We start from the raw sequence: 17,371 nt of genomic DNA on the forward strand, positions 1-17,371 counted from the left end.
AGACTGGCACTTTTTTATATCTCATCAAGCACATCATTCAACTGCACACGCTGCTCATCCATCGCTTGTAGCACAAAATTGATATTCCGCTCATGAAGCTGCAAAATCAGTTGACCATACGTATCCCCAGGTACAGCCCATCGGCCGTTCAAGCGGGTCCACGTCGGTGCGATCCCGCGGGTAACGAGGTCGAAGCGCGGGTCGACTTTTTCAAATCCGTCTGGAATCGGATCCATTGATGCATAGGCATAGAGGTGCTGGATGTGGGCGTGGACGCCTTTTTCTGGTGTTTCGAAAGTGGCTCCTCGAACACCACCACCAGTCGCGCCGATACCGGCATAGTTGTTCTGATCCGCTCTCACATCTCCGGTAAAGCGGAAGTAGTTGGTTTCGTTGAGTGCCTGGGCATAAGCGACGTCACCGCGGATGCCGTAAGCTTCTCCGTATTTCAAATAGAAGCGGCCGAGGTCCGGAGCGTCTGGGTTGACGGTTTTCGCGTAAGTGTCGAGCTGGCAGGCCGTCAAATACATGTCACCGAGGATTTTGTAACCGCCGTCGTCGACGGGAGGTTCCGTTGGCGGTGTCGAGTCTCCTGTGACAATGAAAGCATCCGTGATACCAATGGAATTGAGTCGTTCTACTTGGGCTTCGGCGTTTTCCCTGTCCGCATAGGCTCCTGCCTGGACGCGGAAATAGGTCACACCGTTGATTTCGGTCGGCACGATGAAGCTATCGATGCCATTTTGTGAGAGGGTTCCTACTCGTTGTTCCGCATTCACGCGGTTTTGAAAGGAACCGGCGATGACGCGATACAAGCTCTCTTCAGGCTCTTCCGGTTCCGGCTGTGGTGGGGCAGGGGCATCATCTCCGCGTACGATAAAGGCATCCGTAATTCCGATGCGCTTGAGACGCTCCACCTGTTCTTTCGCGTTTTCTTCATTAGAAAAAGCGCCTGTTTGCACACGGTAATACGTTGACCCTGAAATGGTCGTTGGTACGATAATCCCAGTGAACCCCTGGGCGGCGAGTGTTTCAATCTGTTGTTGGGCATTCGCTCGGTTTCGGAACGATCCGGCGATGACACGGTATAATGTGTCCTCCTCCGGTGGAGACGGTGGGCTTATCATTCTCGGCAAATCGAGCATCCGCGACGCCTTCTGCAATCCCTCGGCTCACATCATTGATGAAGGCGGAATTCCTCAAAAGTGCAAGATCGCCGGGGTTGTCGACGAACAGGACTTCGATGAGCAGGGAGCTCATATCCGTTTCTCTCAATACAAAAAAATTGGCACTTTTTTTTCCCGCGGTCGCGTACATTGTACCCTTGAATTGTACGGTAAGTGGTGTCGTGGATGATATTTTGGTAGGTTTGTGTATTGGGCATCAACGGGCCGTTATAAATATAGGATTCGAATCCGCTTCCTCCGGCTGCATTGTTGTGAATCGATAGGAAAAAGTCAGCGTTCTCTTGATTTGCAAGACTTGTACGGGCTTCGAGGGATAACGTAACGTCTGTCGTTCGTGTCATCAGAACTCTCACTTCATAATTCAAAGAAAGGATGCGTTGGACATTCATGGCGATAGACAAATTGAAGGTCTTCTCCTGGAATCCGCGATAGGTTGCACCAGGATCAGACCCTCCGTGACCAGCATCTATAACAACAGTTTTCATACTAGTCGATCTCCTTTCTGTACTTCCCCCTATTATATGAAAATATCAGACAAAGAGTATAGTCACATATAATGTAAGATTCGCAATTATTTTCACTCTAGATGAAACTTTATTCCTACTCTTTCTTTTATTCCCCTTCTCTGTACCTATCATTTATATTTCGATGAAAAAATCATGTATAATGGAGGGAGATAAAGAAAAGCAGGAGGGGGAACCATGGATCCACTCGATATCTTAGGCAACTTACATAAAATCAGACCAGTCTTCCAGCCGATCGTCAGCGCGATCAATCAGGACGTCATCGGCCATGAAGTGCTGGCGCGTTACGAAGAAAATGGGGAATGGCACAGTTTAGGTCCTTTTTTCCTTGATCCCGACGTTCCGGAAGAATTCAAAGTCGAAGTCGATCAGCATGTACTGAGACTGGCCATCGAACAGGTTTTGGAAAAAGGCACCGATGGGTTGTTGTTCATCAACCGCAATGCGAAGCAGCTGATGATCAATGACGGGGAAGATCTCATGCAGTCGCTCCTTGAGTATGAAGAGAAAGGGCTGGACATGAACCGGGTCGTCATCGAAGTCACCGAGCACGATTTCGATGAGGATTTCGAGACGTTGAACCATTTGCTTCTCTATTATAAAACGTATGGCATCCAAATTGCTGTCGACCATGTAGGAGCGAAGAGCTCGAACATCGACCGCATCCGTCAGCTGGAGCCACATATTCTGAAGATCGACACGAGAATCATCCGGCAGCAGAACGGGGACACGTTCCATGACATCATGTTCTCGCTGTCGATGCTTGCCCACAGGATCGGGGCGGCACTCCTTTTTGAAAACATAGAAGATGACTACCAGCTCTATTTCGCATGGAAACATGGCAGCCGTTATTATCAAGGGTTCTATCTCGGATACCCTGCGTTCCAGCCGGTTACCCGGGAGTCGCTCGCCTTGAATATCGGTGAGCGGATGGCGGGTTACGTCCAACGTGAAAAAAGCCTGCTGCAGAAGCGCCATGATTTCATCAAAGCATGGGAGAAAAAAGTGAAGAAACTTCTGCCCAAGTGGGAAGGTCCGAAGAAGGCGGACGCTTTCATCGAAGGTGTCACAGAGGAGTTCGATGACGAAAGCTTCCGGATGTTCGTCTGCCATATCGACGGGCAGCAAGTGTCCTCGAACTTCAGGAAAAAGACGGATGTATGGGAACTGGAACCGCACAAACGTGGATCCAACTGGGCCTTCCGTCCATACTTCCTAGAAAACGTCATGCAGATGAAAGCCCTCAATACCGGCTTGCTTTCTGGTCTTTATTCCGATATCGAAACGAAGGAAATGGTGAGGACGTTCAGTTTTCCTCTGACGGATCAACACTTCCTTTTCATCGACTTGAGGTATGCCTACCTCTATGAGCACGAGTGTCTGCTTGCCTAAATGGATAAAGAGGTGCAGGAAGATGATGACAACCACGCCATTTGATACGTTCCTGTAGGGAGCGAGTAAGTGCCTTGAGCCTCCTTGCGGGATCGTGTCAAATCTCTAGGGACAGGACGTGGGTACGATGAAAAACAGAACGACCGATTATTACCGCCATCACAGGGAGCGCATCATCCGGAAGCATCTGGACATTCTGCTGAACGTGAGACAACATGAGGAAAGTGAACCCGGTCATCCGTGGCTGAAACACCCTAGGAAACTGGCGAAAGCGCACCGGAAAGGGGCGTATCGGTATGAAAAGAAACATAAAATCAAAACAGCACCGGAAAAGTCGCGGCTGGAGATGATGCTTGCCGAGATGGACCATTATGAAGAGGAGTGGTGCTGAGAGAGGGGGAGCAGGTTGAATCTTTCAGTACAAACAATGACGTATGAATATGCGGAAGAATCTCTCCGGTGGACGTACGAGCCGCCTTACGATTTTTATAACGTGGAACTGTCTGAAGAGGCGCTTGCCGAGCGGTTGGACGGAAGTTATCGTACGGTAATGGATGAGGATGGAGCACTCATCGGTTTCTTCTGTACGGGAGAGAGTGCGAAAGTTCCGGCCGGTGTGAAGGATGGCGTCTACGCGGAAGCGGCGGTCGACATGGGACTTGGCATGCACCCTTCGCTTACGGGGCAGGGGAACGGGGGTCTTTTTGGGAAAAAGGTCCTTGCCCAAATCCAGCAGGAAAACGAAGGGATTCCCATCCGACTTTCGGTGGCCACCTTCAACAAGCGGGCCATCCGTCTGTATGAAAACATGGGCTTTGTCGAACAAGCTTCATTTCAGACGGATGCGTGTCCCTTCATTACGATGATCAAAGAATAATGGAAAGTCCGGGACTGATGTTCCGGGCTTTTTTTATCCTGCTGCACTCTAATTGTCTAAAACATTAAAATTGCCAGACATCTTACTACTGGGTATAATGATGAATATACAGAGATGGGTATTATGGATTATTACACGGGAGAGGAATGATTGAATGGTACATAGGATAGAAAAAATGAGTGTGAATAAAGATTTAATGTTTGAAGCGGCGGAGAGGAATCTGGCGATGATTCAATTCGGGACAGACCGGAGAGTCTCTTACGTGAATGATATCTTTTCTTCAACGATGCAGTTCAAATCGACCGAGGATATGATCGGTTTACATCATAAGAACTTTTGTTTTGATGATTTTGCCAGAAGTAGAGAGTACGATACGTTCTGGAACGAGTTGCTGAGCGGGCGCAGTTTTCAGGATAAAATTGAGCGTAAGGATGCGAAAGGCCATCGTGTCTGGCTTGAAGCTACATACATGCCGGTTTATGAAGGCGCTGAAATCGTCGGTGTGATGAAAGTCGCGACAGATATCACCAAACGTCAGAGTGAAATTACTGAAGTGGTCGACAATTTGAAAGAAATGTCTTTCACCTTGAATACAAGGGCCGAAGAAGGGGTCCGCCAACACGAAGAATTGAACCTCAAAATCAATGAAATCGCTGCCAAATCGAAAGGGAATACCGATATCCTCATAGATTTACGTGCGCAAGCGGAAGAGATCCAGGGAGTCGTGAAGACGATCCGGGACATTGCCGCTCAGACGAACTTGCTTTCATTGAATGCCGCCATTGAAGCGGCGCGGGCAGGCGAACATGGCCGCGGCTTTGATGTGGTCGCGAAAGAAGTGCGTAAGCTTTCGACGAAAGTGGAAGAATCCATCGGAGAGGTCCGTGAAAATATTGATAACATCACCAAAGAGATTTCCAATATCACAGCAGGGACTGAGCAGATCGGAAAAGATGTGGAAAGCAGTCAAACGCAGATCATCGAAGCTTCTGCGGGCTACAAGGAAGTCGTAGGTTCGGCGGAATCATTGAAGCGGGAAGCGGAAGCCTTGTCTGGCATCATTTGAACATTGAATGGTTTCAAATGTAGTCGGAGGGGTATTTTCACCTTAGAGTAAATATACCTAGGTCTAAATGACTTATCAAAAGTATAATTATTCTTACCCCTTTGGAAAGGTCGTCTTGATATGAAATCGAATTATTTACGGTGGATGCTCGTCATCTATATCGTTCTCGGGACTCTCATGGGCATCATTTTTTCGCTTGTCCTCAATAAGTTCATCCCTATCCCTGAGCAGCTGTTCTTCTTCTTCATGATCGCTTCGGTCTTTGCAGGGGCACTGCTTGGGATAATCAACTATCTGGTTTATTTTCACTTCACAAAAGTTTTCATCCGTCACGTGAATCAGGTGTTGGACTCCGTTAGAAACGGGGACCTGTCAGCAAGGACGAAGTTCCGTTCTGGAGGCATCATCGGAGAATTGAACAGGAACATCAATAAGACGCTCATCAATTTGGAGCGCTCCCAGAACACCATCCTTCATGATGATCTGACCGGGATCCCGAACAGCAAGGCATTACAGCAGCGTTTTCTGAACGATGAGGAGAGCGGTGCCGGTGCGCTGTTGTTCATTGATGTGGATGAATTCAAAAGGATCAATGATACATACGGTCACGTGATTGGAGATGAAATACTCAAAGCCATCGCAGCTGTCCTGGAGGAAGCGGTGAAAGGGGACGGGCAAGTGTATCGGCTGAGTGGTGATGAATTTGTCATCCTTCAAAAAATGCAGGGCGGGGAAAGTGCGCATGAATTGTCTGCCCGCATCCATCATGCTTTTCATGAACCGTTCCATCAAAATGGTCACCAGATCCCTGTCAGCATCAGTATCGGCATAGGTGAATTCGAATTTGGACAAAAGGATTTTATCAGCATTTTGGATGAGGCGGACCAGGCGATGTATAAAGAAAAATATAGGCGTAAATGGAGGATCCAATCCTAAGGGTTGGTCACAAACGAAGGAAGCCGTTTGGACTGGGTCCAAGCGGCTTCCTTTTTTCAAAGGTTCTCTCGTCCTAAGAGCATCGACTTTGTTTTCCTTATGAGACTTGTTTTGTCCCGTCGTTCCTCTATTATTTCACAATGAACGTTAAGTCCCCGACTCCTATTTCAGCATCGATATGAATGTGTGTTTCACTGGAATCATAGGCTTCGTTCACCCATGAATCTCCCATTTTTGTTAGACCATCCGTTGTGATCTCGCCGATGCCTTTCTCTGCTGTAATTTTCACACCGGTTCTTTGAGGCAGGTAAACGGTGCTTTCCCCAACTCCTGTTTCCATTTTTACATCAAAGCTTTCCTCATAATCGCCGGATAGATCGACAATCAATTCACCTACACCCGCTTCGAGGGAGAGGTTCTGTAACTTCGCCGCTTTCAGGTCAAGTGTGGATTCCGCAGCACCCGTTTGGATGGATAAGTCGACAGGAATACGGTTAGTTAAGAGAACGTCCCACTCACTCTTTTGATTATTGATGAACTTCTTTTTCACTTTAGCCTGCGTAAGCTTGATCGTTTCGTTCTGATAGGAAAGCTCTGGAATCAAATAGCTTTCAGGGTAAAGGAACGACCCTTCCAGCCAGTCTTCCGATCCTGTACCTAACGTAAGCTCTCCGACACCCATATCGATGTCCACTTGTAGTTGATTTGCCTCATCTTGCTGGACTCGTTGGGTTTCTTCCACCTGTTCACCAGCATGAACGAATGAACATCCCGCCAATGTCATTAAGGTACTCGCGCCAACCAGAGTTTTGAATAACTTCTTCATCATCACCGCTCCTTTTTTCCAACTACAACTAGTATAGAGGACTTCCAGCAAATGGCTCACTGGCTGAGGGTGTATCTTTTATAGGTCTCGGGATGTATTTTCCTTCCATAAGTCCGTGAAAGAGGCGTTCTACTCTTTCGGATAGGGAATAGATTGGAAAAGAAGGAGGAGATGTTGTGAAGGTTGTTGCCTTAAAAGATGTGATCGGGACGAGCTAGGATGTTGATGGAGGGACGTGGAACAGCCGCCGTCTCATCGTCAAAAAAGACGGGATGGGCTATTCTGTCCATGACACGATCATCCGCGCAGGTACAGAAACCCACATTTGGTACAAGCATCATTTGGAATCGGTCTATTGTATCGAAGGGGAGGGTGAAGTCGTCACACTCAAAGACCGAAAGACATGGCCGATTGAACAGGGGGTCCTCTATGCGCTCGACGAACATGATGAGCATCTGTTACGGGCGAAAACGGATATGAGGATGATCTGTGTGTTCAATCCTCCCATCAGCGGGGATGAAGTCCATGATGAAGATGGGGTATATCCAGCCGATGAGTCGTAACCTTTCCTAGTGCAGGAAAGGTTATTTTTTTCCATAAAAAAGGGAAATTCTGTTACAATAGGACCCGTGGTGTTGAAGGAGGGTTCCTGTGATCAAGGTATGGGACAGGATTGGTATCATTTTTTTAGTCGCTGGATTCTTCGCCCTCATCCTACCGCTGTTTACAGATTTTCCTTTTCGATGGGAGTTATTAGGGATTTGCTCCGTCCCATCCATGGTGGTTATGAGAGTAAAAGATATTCAGAATGGAAAGAGAGTGGAACCGACTCTTACTATTTCTTTCGGTGCCCTTATTTTTGGGGTTTCCCTGTATCGTTTGTTATTTCATTCGTTATGAAGAGTGTTCTTATAAATGAGGACTCCTTGAGCAAATACTTGCTGCGATCAGACCAGTGTAGCTTGAAAGGGGAATGAATTTGAAGAAAATTTGGAGATGGGTGGGCCATATTCTATTCGGGGCTGCCGTCCTTATTTTTCTTTTGATGCTGTTCACAGATTCTCCATTTCATGCAGAATGGGGTTGGATTTTCATGGCACCTTCCGTTGTCATTACAAGAGTGAGGGATATGCGGGAATCAGGAAGGAAAGTGGAACCGCTGATCACGATCACACTTTGTATCCTCATTTTTAGTCTCTCCTTATACGGTCTATTATTTATCTGATGACATATTGCGAGGGGTTCATATGGAAGAAGCATTAAAACAAGAAAGTGTGAACCAGAAAAAGGTTAGAAACAAAGCACGCAGCTCTATGTGGCACCTTTTCCTGCTGATGGTTTTGTGTATTGGTTTTGGGCAGATTTTTTTCAAAATGATCCCGGGTCTCTTTTATCTTGGTGCTGTCATCTTTTATGGTTTTTTCCTTTATGAAACGTATATGAGCAGGAAAACGAATGAAGAGTTGTGGCAGATCTGGGATGAACGGTGGAGGGATCGCCGTTTTCTTTTTCAATTCCGGTCTTCACTGTCCAAGAGTTTAGAAGTCCTGTTCCCTGCCATTCTTGGGGCAAACGCTTCATGGATAATGTTTGGCCTGTTCCTGGCTATTGGGCTGGCGACTGGCTTTAGACAAGGCATTAAGAAATGGAAAGCCAAAGAGCATTACTATGAAGAATACATGAAGGATAGGAGCATGGCCGCATGAAAGCATTAAAGGTATTTAATGTCTTGTATGGGGGTGTGCGCTGATCTGGCTCTCCACAAGTTTGTTTCATGACGGCTTCAATCCTTCGGTACAACTCAATGGTGCGATCATTGGCGCGCTCTTATTATTGCTGGGGATTGACGACTGGGTGGATGACCGGAAAAAGTATGCGTTTTTCTATTTCTTTATGGCGTCTGTTTCCTTTTTTACGGTAATCGTTTAAAAAGAGCTAAGAACTGGCTCTATCTGTGGTGATAGGTTAGATCAATCATTAAGATTGTACATAATATCAGGATGGCCTGTTCTTCACTCCACGCGTGGCCTCTTATATGATAGAGGTCACCGGAAAGCCAGGCTTCTTTTGTAGTCGGCTATGATTTTTTGTGACACCACCCCTTTGAAATGGAGGTCGAACGTAGAATCTGCCGTTTGAATGGAGACATCGCTTGAGAGCCCTTCTTTCTATGAATATGAGCGGTGACTTCCTGTTTATAGGATAACAGCTTAATATGTAAGCTTGCCATTTGGTCAAGGTTGAACAATTTCAAGGCATGGTTCAGCCAGTGGCTAGACGTAGAAGAATCCTCCTCAAATGTCGCGACTCTCTGATTCTCACGATCTGAAATGCTGAATTGAGCGCTTTGATGAGCCATGATGGTTTCGGTCTGCGGTGTGTAGTAGGTAGAATGATGGAACATAATCGTCTCGCTTTCTATATATGGATTCCCATATAGTACGGATGACTGAGTGAGGTGGTTCCAACCATTTAAAAATAGCGAATCGCGCCAAAGGGAGCCTGAATCGCGCCAAAGAGAGCCCGAGTCGCGCCAAAGGAAGTCCGAACCGCGCGAAAAGAATACAAGTTAGGAAGATACATATGAAAGGAAAAACATTTATGATCTCTCTGCTGATCATTGCCATCAGTTGGGGAGGCAACCTATGGTTCTATCAATCCAAGCAATTGAAGGAACCGGTTTTTCTCGAACATTTTTACGGTGGTGTGGGGATGTTCGAGCTTTATTACTTAACCAATAGAGATGATCCGGCACAAGTCGTGAGTGTAGAGTTTAGTGATGGAACGACCTTACATGCGGAATCGGATTATTATGCTTTGCAAAACGAGAATCCAGCCTATGGGCCGGATGTGCGTAGCAGGTCCTCGCACTATTTGCTGAAAACAACACGGTTTGATGAGCAGCAAATGCGAGAGATGAGCGTTGATCATGAAGGCCAAGCTACGATCCATTTTAATAATGGAAAAACAATCATATCGGATATTGGCAAGGTTACAACCAGTGAACTCAGGGATGGAAATGGAATATTCCGTTCGCAATCAAGTTCCAGTAGCAGCAACGGGCGCTCCATTCGTTCTTTTACCGTCGTTGAAGATATAAAAATAGAATCGATGACCTCCCCGTTCCCTGATGTTGATGAAGATGTAAAGATGAAATTGTACACGTCATCCATTGGTTCGACAGGTACGCCCGATGGGGGAGGACCCCGCTCGTACTCGAAAGAAATGGATAAGGATTGGAGTGAAGTGGCAGGAGCTCCTCTGGAAAGCATCGATTTCCCCATCGAAATGAAGAGGGGAGAAAGAATCAGGCTGACAATGCAGGAAAAACCGAATGAGATTCGCTCTTATTCCTATGAGATCGTCATGGAAGGGAAGATGATCAATGGAGAGCAGCCGTTCATGCAACCATTCTACGTTTCGAATGATCCCCAATTCTCAACAGAACAGATGGACCTGCTGATCGAAAGGAGGAGAAGCCGATGAATCCTTTTCACCGGATCTTCGGAGGTTTACTGCTCGTTTTAATCGACATCCACCTCGGTCAAATTGAGATCTTAGCTGATTTCATCGGGTACTTCCTAATATTAAGTGCTTTGAATGGAATGGATGGAAAGTTAAAAGGGATGAAGGGGGCTAGAACCACAGCCTTGATCATCAGTGTTCTTGCAATTCCGCAAGCCTTTTTAGGTCAGCCGGCAGGAACGGCAGAAGGTGTGACTATGGGTTTCGATCTTCCTACGATTTACCATCAATCGTTAGGAGTGCTCAAGTTGATTCTGACCTTTTATCTGTTTCAGGTGTTCATCGATTGGGCGAGGAAAAAGACAGAGGAGGATCTTCAAGAAAGAGCACGAAAGCTATTTAGATTCTATCTGACCGCACACATCCTTTATTATGTTCTTTTGCCTTTCTCTATGAACTTCCCGGAAAACACAGTCATCCCGTTATTTATCGTAGGCATAGCTGTCATGATCATCCTTGAGATTGTGTTCCTGGTCTTAATCCGGTCTTTTCATAATGAACAACAGAAAATGGAACTCTATTAAAAAAGGCGCCCCGCTATGAGGCGCCTTTTTATGTCGGCTGTTTTTCCATTTCGGGGTCCGCCTCCGCTGCATCAATGAACAAAAAGATCGCTGTCAAAATGTGCATGACCATACCGACGAAAGGCACCCAGCCGATGCATGAGGTGACGATTCCGAGGATGCTTCCTCTCGTTTCCCTCCCTTTTTGCTGGGAAAGCACAAGGGTGATGATATGGAGAATGAGCATGACGGCCAGGGGAGTCCACAGTAACGAGATGACGAAGGTTCCCCCAATAAAAGGGATGCCTAAGAATGCTTCTAAAGCGGCGGTGACCCACATGAGTATGCGTGCTGCTGACATACAAACACCTCCCGGTAATCCTCCTTCAATGTATTCACAGAACCGATGTTTAGAACTTGGGACTATAGAAACAGGACAATCGTTTCCTTTTCGATCATTTTCTGAATATTTATTCACATTCAGGAAATGTATGGTATATTGGTTTGTGAAAGCGTTTGCACTAAATGGCGTGCATCGCACTCAGAACCTTTTTAAAGGAGGAAAATAATTTGAGGATGAGGAAACAGTGGTGGAAGGTTGTTATCAGTGTTGTGCTTGTGTTTTTGCTGGCGAGCCCGACCTCTTTAACATCGGTCAGCTCAACAAAAACTTTTGCAGAAACAAATGAAACCGTTACCATTCATTACAAACGATTGGATGGAAATTACGAAGGCTGGGGACTGCACCTATGGAATCAGGACGGATCCAACCCTGCGATTGAACAAGGAACGGATTGGTCGGATCCTGTGGAATTTACGAATGAAACGGACTTCGGAATGTCCGTGGAAATCCCGGTCATCGACATCAAGAACGGATTGAATTTCATCGTACATAAGGGGGATATGAAAGATACTCCAAATGATAGAAGTTTTCCAACAACCGGTGAAACAGAGTTCTGGCTGGTCCAAGGCAAGGAGGAAGTCTATCTCGAGGAACCTGTACTGACGACTTACGTCGAGTCGGCGAGAATCAAGAACGACACGCTCATTTCAGCGAAGATGAGCCAGGTGATTGAAAGTGCAGATCGTTCTGATTTTGTTCTGATGGGCGCAGATGGAGAGCGCGTCGACATTGAATCTGCTGATGTGGATGGACAAGACGTTCGTCTTGAAACAGCAGAAGCGCTGGATCTCACTCAGACTTACACCATCGAGTATGGAGATGAAGAAACGAATGTGATTGTAGACTGGAAGTTGATGGATGAAAAGTTCGCTTATGACGGAGATGACCTCGGAGCGACGTTACATGACGACGGTACAGCCGAATTGAAGCTTTGGTCACCGATCGCAACCGATGTGTCTGTCGTTCTTTATGATAAAGACGATCAGTACGAAGTCGTGAACCGTGATATCCCGATGGGAAAAGGGGACGATGGCGTCTGGTCGGTGACGCTGGATGAGTCCAATACGGGGATCAAAGACCTCAACAGCTACTACTATCAATATAAAATCGAAGCGTATGGAGAAGAGAAGCTTGCCCTTGATCCTTACGCTAAATCCATGGCGGCTTCGAACAATGAGGATAACGATGATGTAGGAAAAGCGGCGATTGTCGATCCTTCTGACATCGGTCCTAAACTTGACTTTGCCAAAATCAAAGGCTATGAAAAGCGTGAAGATGCAATCATTTGGGAGACACACGTCCGTGACTTCACATCTGACCCGAGCATCGAAGGGGAATTAGATTCCCAGTTCGGAACGTTCAATGCTTTTGTAGAAAAACTCGACTATGTAAAAGAGCTCGGTGTGACACACATCCAACTGCTCCCTGTCATGAAGTATTATTTCGGGGATGAGTTCAACAGCAGCACACGTGAGCGTGAGTATTCCGCTTCGGGGAACAATTACAACTGGGGCTATGATCCTCACAGCTACTTCGCTCTTTCCGGCATGTATTCCGAGCGTCAGGAAGATCCGGAAGAAAGAATCGAAGAGTTCAAGCAGCTGATTGACGAAATCCACAAACGCAAGATGGGCGTCATTTTGGATGTCGTGTACAATCACACAGCCAAAGTGAGTATCCTGGAAGACCTTGTCCCGAACTATTATCACTTCATGGATGAGGAAGGGAATACCAAAACAGGTTACGGCGGAGGAAAAGTGGGAACGACACACGAAATGTCCCGTAAGCTTATGGTCGATTCAATCGAATACTGGGTTGATGAATTCAAAGTGGACGGCTTCCGTTTCGACTTGATGGGTGATTTGGATGCAGAAAGTGTCCAAGCCGCTTACGACGCAGCAGAAGCTTTGAACCCGAACATTTTGATGCTCGGAGAAGGTTGGAGAACGTATGCCGGTGATAACGGAGGAGAAGGCGTTCAACCGGCCGATCAGGATTGGATGGATGAAACAGATGGAGTGGCGGTCTTCTCTGATGAGATCAGGAATGAATTGAAGTCCGGTTTCGGCAGTGAAGGGGAACCGCGTTTCATCACAGGCGGCGCTCGTAACATCGATACCATTTTCAACAACATCAAAGGACAGCCTGGAAATGTGACAGAAGATGATCCAGGCGATATCGTACAGTACATCGCGGCCCACGACAACTTGACGCTTCATGATGTCATCGCACAGTCGATCAAAAAGGATCCGGCGAAGCATGAAGAAGAAATCCAGAAGCGGATCCGTCTTGGGAATTCTATGATTCTGACAAGTCAGGGAATCTCTTTCCTTCATGCTGGTCAGGAATATGGCCGTACGAAGCAGTGGAAAGCAAATGGGGTTCCAGAGGATAAGTGGACCTACATGGAAGATGAAAACTGGAATCCGTTCGAGGATCCTTACTTCATCCATGATTCCTATGATTCTACGGATGTGATCAACCAGTTCGACTGGCAGGCCGTATCACAGCCGAGCATCCAACAGGAAACGATGGAATATACGAAAGGCTTGATTGAACTGAGACGCTGGACCGATGCTTTCCGCCTTGGTTCTGAGGAAGCCGTTGAAGAAAACGTTAAGCTTTTGGAGGCTCCTGAAATCCAGGAGACCGATTTGATGCTCGCTTATAAAGCTGTCGATCCTGGCAAGAAAGCGAAAGGAAGCTATTTCGTGTTCATCAACGCCGATGATGAATCACGTACGTTGACTTTAGATGAGAACTTGAAAAAAGGAAAAGTGCTCGTCGACAATGATGAAGCTGGACACAAAAAAGTGAAAGACCCATCCGGTTTCGAGCTGAGTAAAGGTGGAATTACCATCGATCCATTGACGACGGTTGTCATCCATACAAAATAAAGAGAAACCAGCTCCTTTTCTGAGGAGCTGGTTTTTTAGTGTGTGCGGTACAGGGCTAAGTGACTTAACGGAGAGCGAAAGTGCCCTATCGCACAACCAAAGTGACTTAACGGGAAGCCAAAGTGCCCTAACTCAACACGAAAGTGCCCTAACACCACCTCAAAGTGACATAACGATCAAGAAGCGGACTTCTCCCTCTGTTGCGCAGGCTTCTTTTTAGACTCCTGAACAATAATGACAGATAAAAGCACGAGCACGACTCCTGCATATTGGTAGATCGTCATCACTTCCGCATAAACGAAGTAACCAACGAGCGTCGCGACAACGGGTTCAATAGTGGCGACGATGGAAGCGCGGCTCGATTCCACATGTTCGAGGCCTTTGGTGTAGAGAAGGAAAGGCAGAACGGTCGAGATGAGTCCGAGGCCGACAATCAACAGCCAGACACGGATGTCAGTCAGGAATGCCGCATTGTTCCATAGCCCGCTGAAAGGGACCACCGCAATGGTTGCGAAGGCAAACGTATAGAAGGTCACTGTCAAGGAAGGGTACTTTTTCAAAACGACCTTGCCGAAGATGCTGTAAAGCGCGTAAAACAGTCCGGAACCCAGTCCAAAAAGTAAGCCGACCAGCGACAAGGAGGCCTGCAGTTCCGGAAGCAATCCGATGACGAAGGTGCACCCGGTAAAAGTTGTGACGAGGGCGATCAGTTTTTTTCCTGTCCAGGCTTCTTTGAAAAACACCTTTGAAAAAATGGTCACGAAAACAGGCGCTGTATAAAGGAGGACGAAAGCAATCGACATCGAAGTCGCCTCGATGGCGCTGAACAGACACCAGTTGAACAAAGCGATGCTGATGACACCTGTTCCGAAGAAATAGCGCGAGTCTGCAAGTTTTATTTTCAAAAGCTTCCGATTAGAACTGATGATGTAGCCGAACAGCATCACCATCGCAGAGGTCACCCGGAGAGCGACGACTTGAATGGGGGGAGAACCCATACTCGTACAATTCGTTTACAAACAGACCGATGATGCCCCATAGCGATGCGCCAAGGAAAATCATGAAAAACGCGCGGTTTCTCGTCATCCGATCCCTCCTTCATCCATGAATGTCCGTCTATTATACAAAAATTTAGAAAGGTTTGAATATAGCTGTTGCAAAAAATTAGGAATTCTTGTTTGATAGAGGATAAGGGTGAAATCGAATCACAAGGGGATGGAACAATGAATCCAGTTATGCGAGACGTCAAAACAAATATAGAAACAGAACGGTTAATTTTGAAAATGCCGGAGCCCGGTGACGGAAGAGCCGTCAATGCAGCGATTCAAAGGTCTGTGAATGAATTGAAGCCATGGCTTGGATTCGTCCAGGAGACGCCGACCGTCGAAGATACAGAAGCAAACGCGAGGGAAGCGCACGCAAAGTTTTTGCTGCGGCAGAACTTGCGGTATCTGGTTTTTCTGAAAGAGGATCGGACCTTCGTCGGCTCGACAGGCTTTCATCGAATGGACTGGGATGTGCCGAAGTTCGAGATCGGCTACTGGATGGATACGGCTCATAGTGGAAAAGGTTACATGCGGGAAGCGGTGGAGGCGTTGACGGCGTATGCCTTGCATGATTTAGGTGGAGCGCGTGTGGAAATCCGCTGCGAATCGGAAAATAAAAGAAGCCGCGCGATCCCGGAGTCTCTAGGTTTTGAGCTTGAAGGAATCCTACGTAACGACGATCTCTCTGTAGATGGGAAGCGTTTGACCGATACGTGCATTTATGCCAAAGTCCATGTAAAAGGAGAGTGATCCTGTGTATGACGTGACGATCATTGGTGCCGGCGTCAGCGGTGTGTTCCTTGCTTACACGTTAGCGAAAGAACATCCGGAATGGAACATTCATGTAATCGATAAAGGAAAACCTCTGGTTGAACGGACGTGTGGATTACAGCAGGAAGGGTGCACATGTGAAGGGCCGTGCGATCGGTACGTTGGATTTGCAGGGTTGGGGAAATCAGAAGGAAAATTCAATTATACGAACGACTTTGGTGGACAGTTGGGAAGGAAGATCGGGGAAAAAGAAACGCTTGCGCTCATGGAAGAAGTTGATGAGCTTTTGTGTTCTTATGGTGGCAACCTTGTGGAGAGATACAGTACGAAAAATGAGAAACTCTCTGCAAAAGCAGCCCAGCATTCCCTGCGAGTTTTCTCGACGGAAGTGCGCCATTTGGGGACACAACTCGCCCGGGGAATCTTTCAACGCATGTATGAGGAGATGTCTGAAAAGATAACCTTCACTTTCGAAGCGGATGTCACAGCAGTTACAAAAGAAGAAGGTCTGTTTTCAATCGATACCAACCACGGACGGTTCGAAAGCAGGAAAGTTGTGTTAGCGACAGGAATGAGTGGGAGTGACTGGCTGAAATCCAAGACAGCAGAATTAGGCCTGAAAGCAGGCGAGACACGGTTGGATCTTGGGATCAGAGTGGAGATGCGCGGCAATCAGCTCGATGCCATCCTCCAGGAAACCTTTGAGACGAAGCTGCATTACATAACCGAGCGTTTTTCCGCCACCACCTACTGCATGAATCCGCGCGGAAGGATCGTACGTAAGTATCAGCATGGTCTGGTGATGGCAGATGGTCAGAACCAGAACGAGGAGGAGCCGAGTCAAAATTTGAATTTCACTCTTTTCGTGCCGCGGTACTACAAAGATCAAGCCGAAGCCATGGCAGAAGCTCATCGTGTCATTGGAGGCATCAATCAAGGAAAGGGAAGGATTGTGGCGCAAAAGTTGGGAGATCTATTGGAAGGCAACCCGTCGGATCGCCTTTCTTCAGAAGTGATCCATCCCTCTTTGGAGGCGGAAGCTGGAGATCTCCAAAAAGAAGTTCCGCCTCTCTATATAGAAGCGCTTCTGGAGTTTTTCGAGGCGCTGGAAGGGCTGCTTGGGGAGAAAATCGATCGCGACACCATCCTTTATGGGCTGGACAGCAAATTTTATGAAGCGAAGATCTTCACAGATAAGCATTTTGAAACAGAGCTGTCAGGGTTGTATTTGATCGGGGACTGCTCAGGGGAAACGCACTCGTTGTCGCAGGCGGCGGCGAGCGGCATTTACTTAGCCCGTTGTATGAAAGCTTAGCTTTTTACCATGAGACTAAACTTTTTTCTACGGTCAGGATCGTTTCTTTCACTTGCGCTTGAGTTTGAATCCCCATGAGGTGGGTCGATTCACTTGGACGTGT

21 protein-coding genes and 1 pseudogene are annotated in these 17,371 nt (G+C 47.1%); 14 read left to right on the forward strand and 8 right to left on the reverse strand.

The window, feature by feature from the left end:
- Positions 1 to 14: 14 nt before the first annotated feature.
- The 3 genes from LC065_RS13495 to LC065_RS13505 are packed head-to-tail and all read right to left on the reverse strand — an operon-like array spanning position 15 to position 1,672.
- Positions 15 to 1,145 carry an SPOR domain-containing protein gene (locus tag LC065_RS13495; RefSeq protein WP_371933333.1) on the reverse strand — a complete coding sequence of 377 codons (1,131 nt, stop codon included), beginning with the start codon at positions 1,143 to 1,145 and terminating at the stop codon, positions 15 to 17.
- On the reverse strand, positions 1,033 to 1,275 hold the full coding sequence (locus tag LC065_RS13500) for an N-acetylmuramoyl-L-alanine amidase (RefSeq protein ID WP_371933334.1): 243 nt from the start codon (positions 1,273 to 1,275) through the stop codon (positions 1,033 to 1,035). The genes LC065_RS13495 and LC065_RS13500 overlap by 113 nt, the downstream gene beginning before the upstream one ends.
- On the reverse strand, positions 1,178 to 1,672 hold the full coding sequence (locus LC065_RS13505) for an N-acetylmuramoyl-L-alanine amidase (protein WP_306163475.1): 495 nt from the start codon (positions 1,670 to 1,672) through the stop codon (positions 1,178 to 1,180). Before LC065_RS13505 ends, LC065_RS13500 begins: the two co-directional genes overlap by 98 nt.
- 216 nt (positions 1,673 to 1,888) lie before the next feature.
- On the opposite strand from LC065_RS13505, the gene LC065_RS13510 reads away from it, so the two are divergent.
- The 5 genes from LC065_RS13510 to LC065_RS13530 all read left to right on the forward strand — a co-directional run bounded on the left by LC065_RS13510 (position 1,889) and on the right by LC065_RS13530 (position 5,982).
- Positions 1,889 to 3,103, forward strand: coding sequence for an EAL domain-containing protein (locus LC065_RS13510; protein ID WP_226590165.1), 1,215 nt, complete (start codon positions 1,889 to 1,891; stop codon positions 3,101 to 3,103).
- A gap of 127 nt (positions 3,104 to 3,230) precedes the next feature.
- Positions 3,231 to 3,494, forward strand: a complete 264-nt coding sequence (locus tag LC065_RS13515; protein ID WP_306163476.1) for a hypothetical protein — start codon at positions 3,231 to 3,233, stop codon at positions 3,492 to 3,494.
- Positions 3,495 to 3,509: 15 nt separating this feature from the next.
- Complete coding sequence (locus LC065_RS13520) at positions 3,510 to 3,980, forward strand: GNAT family N-acetyltransferase (RefSeq protein WP_226590160.1); 471 nt, start codon at positions 3,510 to 3,512, stop codon at positions 3,978 to 3,980.
- A 175-nt stretch (positions 3,981 to 4,155) separates the two neighbouring features.
- The gene (locus tag LC065_RS13525) at positions 4,156 to 5,046 is read left to right on the forward strand and encodes a methyl-accepting chemotaxis protein (RefSeq protein ID WP_306163477.1); all 891 of its coding nucleotides are present in this window, start codon (positions 4,156 to 4,158) and stop codon (positions 5,044 to 5,046) included.
- A 120-nt stretch (positions 5,047 to 5,166) separates the two neighbouring features.
- Positions 5,167 to 5,982, forward strand: coding sequence for a GGDEF domain-containing protein (locus tag LC065_RS13530; RefSeq protein ID WP_226590157.1), 816 nt, complete (start codon positions 5,167 to 5,169; stop codon positions 5,980 to 5,982).
- Positions 5,983 to 6,112: 130 nt separating this feature from the next.
- Here LC065_RS13530 and LC065_RS13535 read toward each other — a convergent pair whose 3' ends face one another.
- Positions 6,113 to 6,808, reverse strand: coding sequence for a toast rack family protein (locus tag LC065_RS13535; protein WP_226590155.1), 696 nt, complete (start codon positions 6,806 to 6,808; stop codon positions 6,113 to 6,115).
- 176 nt (positions 6,809 to 6,984) lie between these two features.
- Between LC065_RS13535 and LC065_RS13540 the strand changes: the two are divergent.
- The 4 genes and pseudogenes from LC065_RS13540 to LC065_RS13555 all read left to right on the forward strand — a co-directional run bounded on the left by LC065_RS13540 (position 6,985) and on the right by LC065_RS13555 (position 8,514).
- A pseudogene (locus LC065_RS13540) lies at positions 6,985 to 7,371 on the forward strand (ectoine synthase).
- An 88-nt stretch (positions 7,372 to 7,459) separates the two neighbouring features.
- Positions 7,460 to 7,708 (forward strand): hypothetical protein, encoded by a 249-nt coding sequence (locus LC065_RS13545; RefSeq protein WP_226590149.1) that lies wholly within the window; start codon positions 7,460 to 7,462, stop codon positions 7,706 to 7,708.
- Between the two features lie 79 nt (positions 7,709 to 7,787).
- On the forward strand, positions 7,788 to 8,033 hold the full coding sequence (locus LC065_RS13550; protein WP_306163478.1) for a hypothetical protein: 246 nt from the start codon (positions 7,788 to 7,790) through the stop codon (positions 8,031 to 8,033).
- Positions 8,034 to 8,055: 22 nt separating this feature from the next.
- A complete protein-coding gene (locus tag LC065_RS13555; RefSeq protein ID WP_226590145.1) occupies positions 8,056 to 8,514 on the forward strand; it encodes a hypothetical protein in 459 nt (152 codons plus the stop codon).
- 371 nt (positions 8,515 to 8,885) lie between these two features.
- On the opposite strand, the gene LC065_RS13560 is transcribed toward LC065_RS13555, so the two are convergent.
- A complete protein-coding gene (locus LC065_RS13560) occupies positions 8,886 to 9,212 on the reverse strand; it encodes a hypothetical protein (protein WP_226590143.1) in 327 nt (108 codons plus the stop codon).
- 179 nt (positions 9,213 to 9,391) lie between these two features.
- Here LC065_RS13560 and LC065_RS13565 point away from each other — a divergent pair, with 179 nt between their 5' ends.
- Positions 9,392 to 10,294 (forward strand): hypothetical protein, encoded by a 903-nt coding sequence (locus tag LC065_RS13565; RefSeq protein WP_226590142.1) that lies wholly within the window; start codon positions 9,392 to 9,394, stop codon positions 10,292 to 10,294.
- Entirely contained in the window at positions 10,291 to 10,857 is a 567-nt protein-coding gene (locus LC065_RS13570; RefSeq protein WP_226590140.1) for a hypothetical protein, read from the forward strand. Before LC065_RS13565 ends, LC065_RS13570 begins: the two co-directional genes overlap by 4 nt.
- Before the next feature lie 28 nt (positions 10,858 to 10,885).
- On the opposite strand, the gene LC065_RS13575 is transcribed toward LC065_RS13570, so the two are convergent.
- Positions 10,886 to 11,197, reverse strand: a complete 312-nt coding sequence (locus LC065_RS13575; protein WP_226590138.1) for a hypothetical protein — start codon at positions 11,195 to 11,197, stop codon at positions 10,886 to 10,888.
- Between the two features lie 215 nt (positions 11,198 to 11,412).
- On the opposite strand from LC065_RS13575, the gene LC065_RS13580 reads away from it, so the two are divergent.
- Positions 11,413 to 14,136 carry a pullulanase gene (locus tag LC065_RS13580; RefSeq protein WP_226591650.1) on the forward strand — a complete coding sequence of 908 codons (2,724 nt, stop codon included), beginning with the start codon at positions 11,413 to 11,415 and terminating at the stop codon, positions 14,134 to 14,136.
- Between the two features lie 176 nt (positions 14,137 to 14,312).
- Here the strand turns inward: LC065_RS13580 and LC065_RS13585 are convergent, their stop codons facing one another.
- Both LC065_RS13585 and LC065_RS20525 read right to left on the reverse strand, forming a co-directional pair.
- A complete protein-coding gene (locus tag LC065_RS13585) occupies positions 14,313 to 15,086 on the reverse strand; it encodes a DMT family transporter (protein WP_371933335.1) in 774 nt (257 codons plus the stop codon).
- Positions 15,052 to 15,222, reverse strand: a complete 171-nt coding sequence (locus LC065_RS20525) for a hypothetical protein (RefSeq protein WP_371933336.1) — start codon at positions 15,220 to 15,222, stop codon at positions 15,052 to 15,054. The genes LC065_RS13585 and LC065_RS20525 overlap by 35 nt, the downstream gene beginning before the upstream one ends.
- A 137-nt stretch (positions 15,223 to 15,359) precedes the next feature.
- On the opposite strand from LC065_RS20525, the gene LC065_RS13590 reads away from it, so the two are divergent.
- Together LC065_RS13590 and LC065_RS13595 are read left to right on the forward strand one after the other, a co-directional pair.
- Positions 15,360 to 15,932 (forward strand): GNAT family N-acetyltransferase, encoded by a 573-nt coding sequence (locus LC065_RS13590; RefSeq protein ID WP_226590133.1) that lies wholly within the window; start codon positions 15,360 to 15,362, stop codon positions 15,930 to 15,932.
- 4 nt (positions 15,933 to 15,936) lie between these two features.
- The gene (locus LC065_RS13595; protein WP_226590131.1) at positions 15,937 to 17,268 is read left to right on the forward strand and encodes an FAD-binding oxidoreductase/lyase; all 1,332 of its coding nucleotides are present in this window, start codon (positions 15,937 to 15,939) and stop codon (positions 17,266 to 17,268) included.
- Positions 17,269 to 17,371 lie beyond the last annotated feature (103 nt).

The sequence above is a fragment of the Halobacillus litoralis genome, assembly GCF_020524085.2.
In the GTDB taxonomy this organism is placed as follows: Bacteria; Bacillota; Bacilli; order Bacillales; family Halobacillaceae; genus Halobacillus; species Halobacillus litoralis_E.

Bases quoted from the DNA above. Each gene is read 5' to 3' on its own strand.
- LC065_RS13495 (WP_371933333.1), bottom strand. From the start codon at position 1,145: ATGCTCGATTTGCCGAGAATGATAAGCCCACCGTCTCCACCGGAGGAG.
- LC065_RS13505 (WP_306163475.1), bottom strand. From the start codon at position 1,672: ATGAAAACTGTTGTTATAGATGCTGGTCACGGAGGGTCTGATCCTGGT.
- LC065_RS13510 (WP_226590165.1), top strand. From the start codon at position 1,889: ATGGATCCACTCGATATCTTAGGCAACTTACATAAAATCAGACCAGTC.
- LC065_RS13515 (WP_306163476.1), top strand. From the start codon at position 3,231: ATGAAAAACAGAACGACCGATTATTACCGCCATCACAGGGAGCGCATC.
- LC065_RS13525 (WP_306163477.1), top strand. From the start codon at position 4,156: ATGAGTGTGAATAAAGATTTAATGTTTGAAGCGGCGGAGAGGAATCTG.
- LC065_RS13530 (WP_226590157.1), top strand. From the start codon at position 5,167: ATGAAATCGAATTATTTACGGTGGATGCTCGTCATCTATATCGTTCTC.
- LC065_RS13535 (WP_226590155.1), bottom strand. From the start codon at position 6,808: ATGAAGAAGTTATTCAAAACTCTGGTTGGCGCGAGTACCTTAATGACA.
- LC065_RS13555 (WP_226590145.1), top strand. From the start codon at position 8,056: ATGGAAGAAGCATTAAAACAAGAAAGTGTGAACCAGAAAAAGGTTAGA.
- LC065_RS13560 (WP_226590143.1), bottom strand. From the start codon at position 9,212: ATGTTCCATCATTCTACCTACTACACACCGCAGACCGAAACCATCATG.
- LC065_RS13565 (WP_226590142.1), top strand. From the start codon at position 9,392: ATGAAAGGAAAAACATTTATGATCTCTCTGCTGATCATTGCCATCAGT.
- LC065_RS13570 (WP_226590140.1), top strand. From the start codon at position 10,291: ATGAATCCTTTTCACCGGATCTTCGGAGGTTTACTGCTCGTTTTAATC.
- LC065_RS13575 (WP_226590138.1), bottom strand. From the start codon at position 11,197: ATGTCAGCAGCACGCATACTCATGTGGGTCACCGCCGCTTTAGAAGCA.
- LC065_RS13580 (WP_226591650.1), top strand. From the start codon at position 11,413: ATGAGGAAACAGTGGTGGAAGGTTGTTATCAGTGTTGTGCTTGTGTTT.
- LC065_RS13585 (WP_371933335.1), bottom strand. From the start codon at position 15,086: ATGGTGATGCTGTTCGGCTACATCATCAGTTCTAATCGGAAGCTTTTG.
- LC065_RS20525 (WP_371933336.1), bottom strand. From the start codon at position 15,222: ATGACGAGAAACCGCGCGTTTTTCATGATTTTCCTTGGCGCATCGCTA.
- LC065_RS13590 (WP_226590133.1), top strand. From the start codon at position 15,360: ATGAATCCAGTTATGCGAGACGTCAAAACAAATATAGAAACAGAACGG.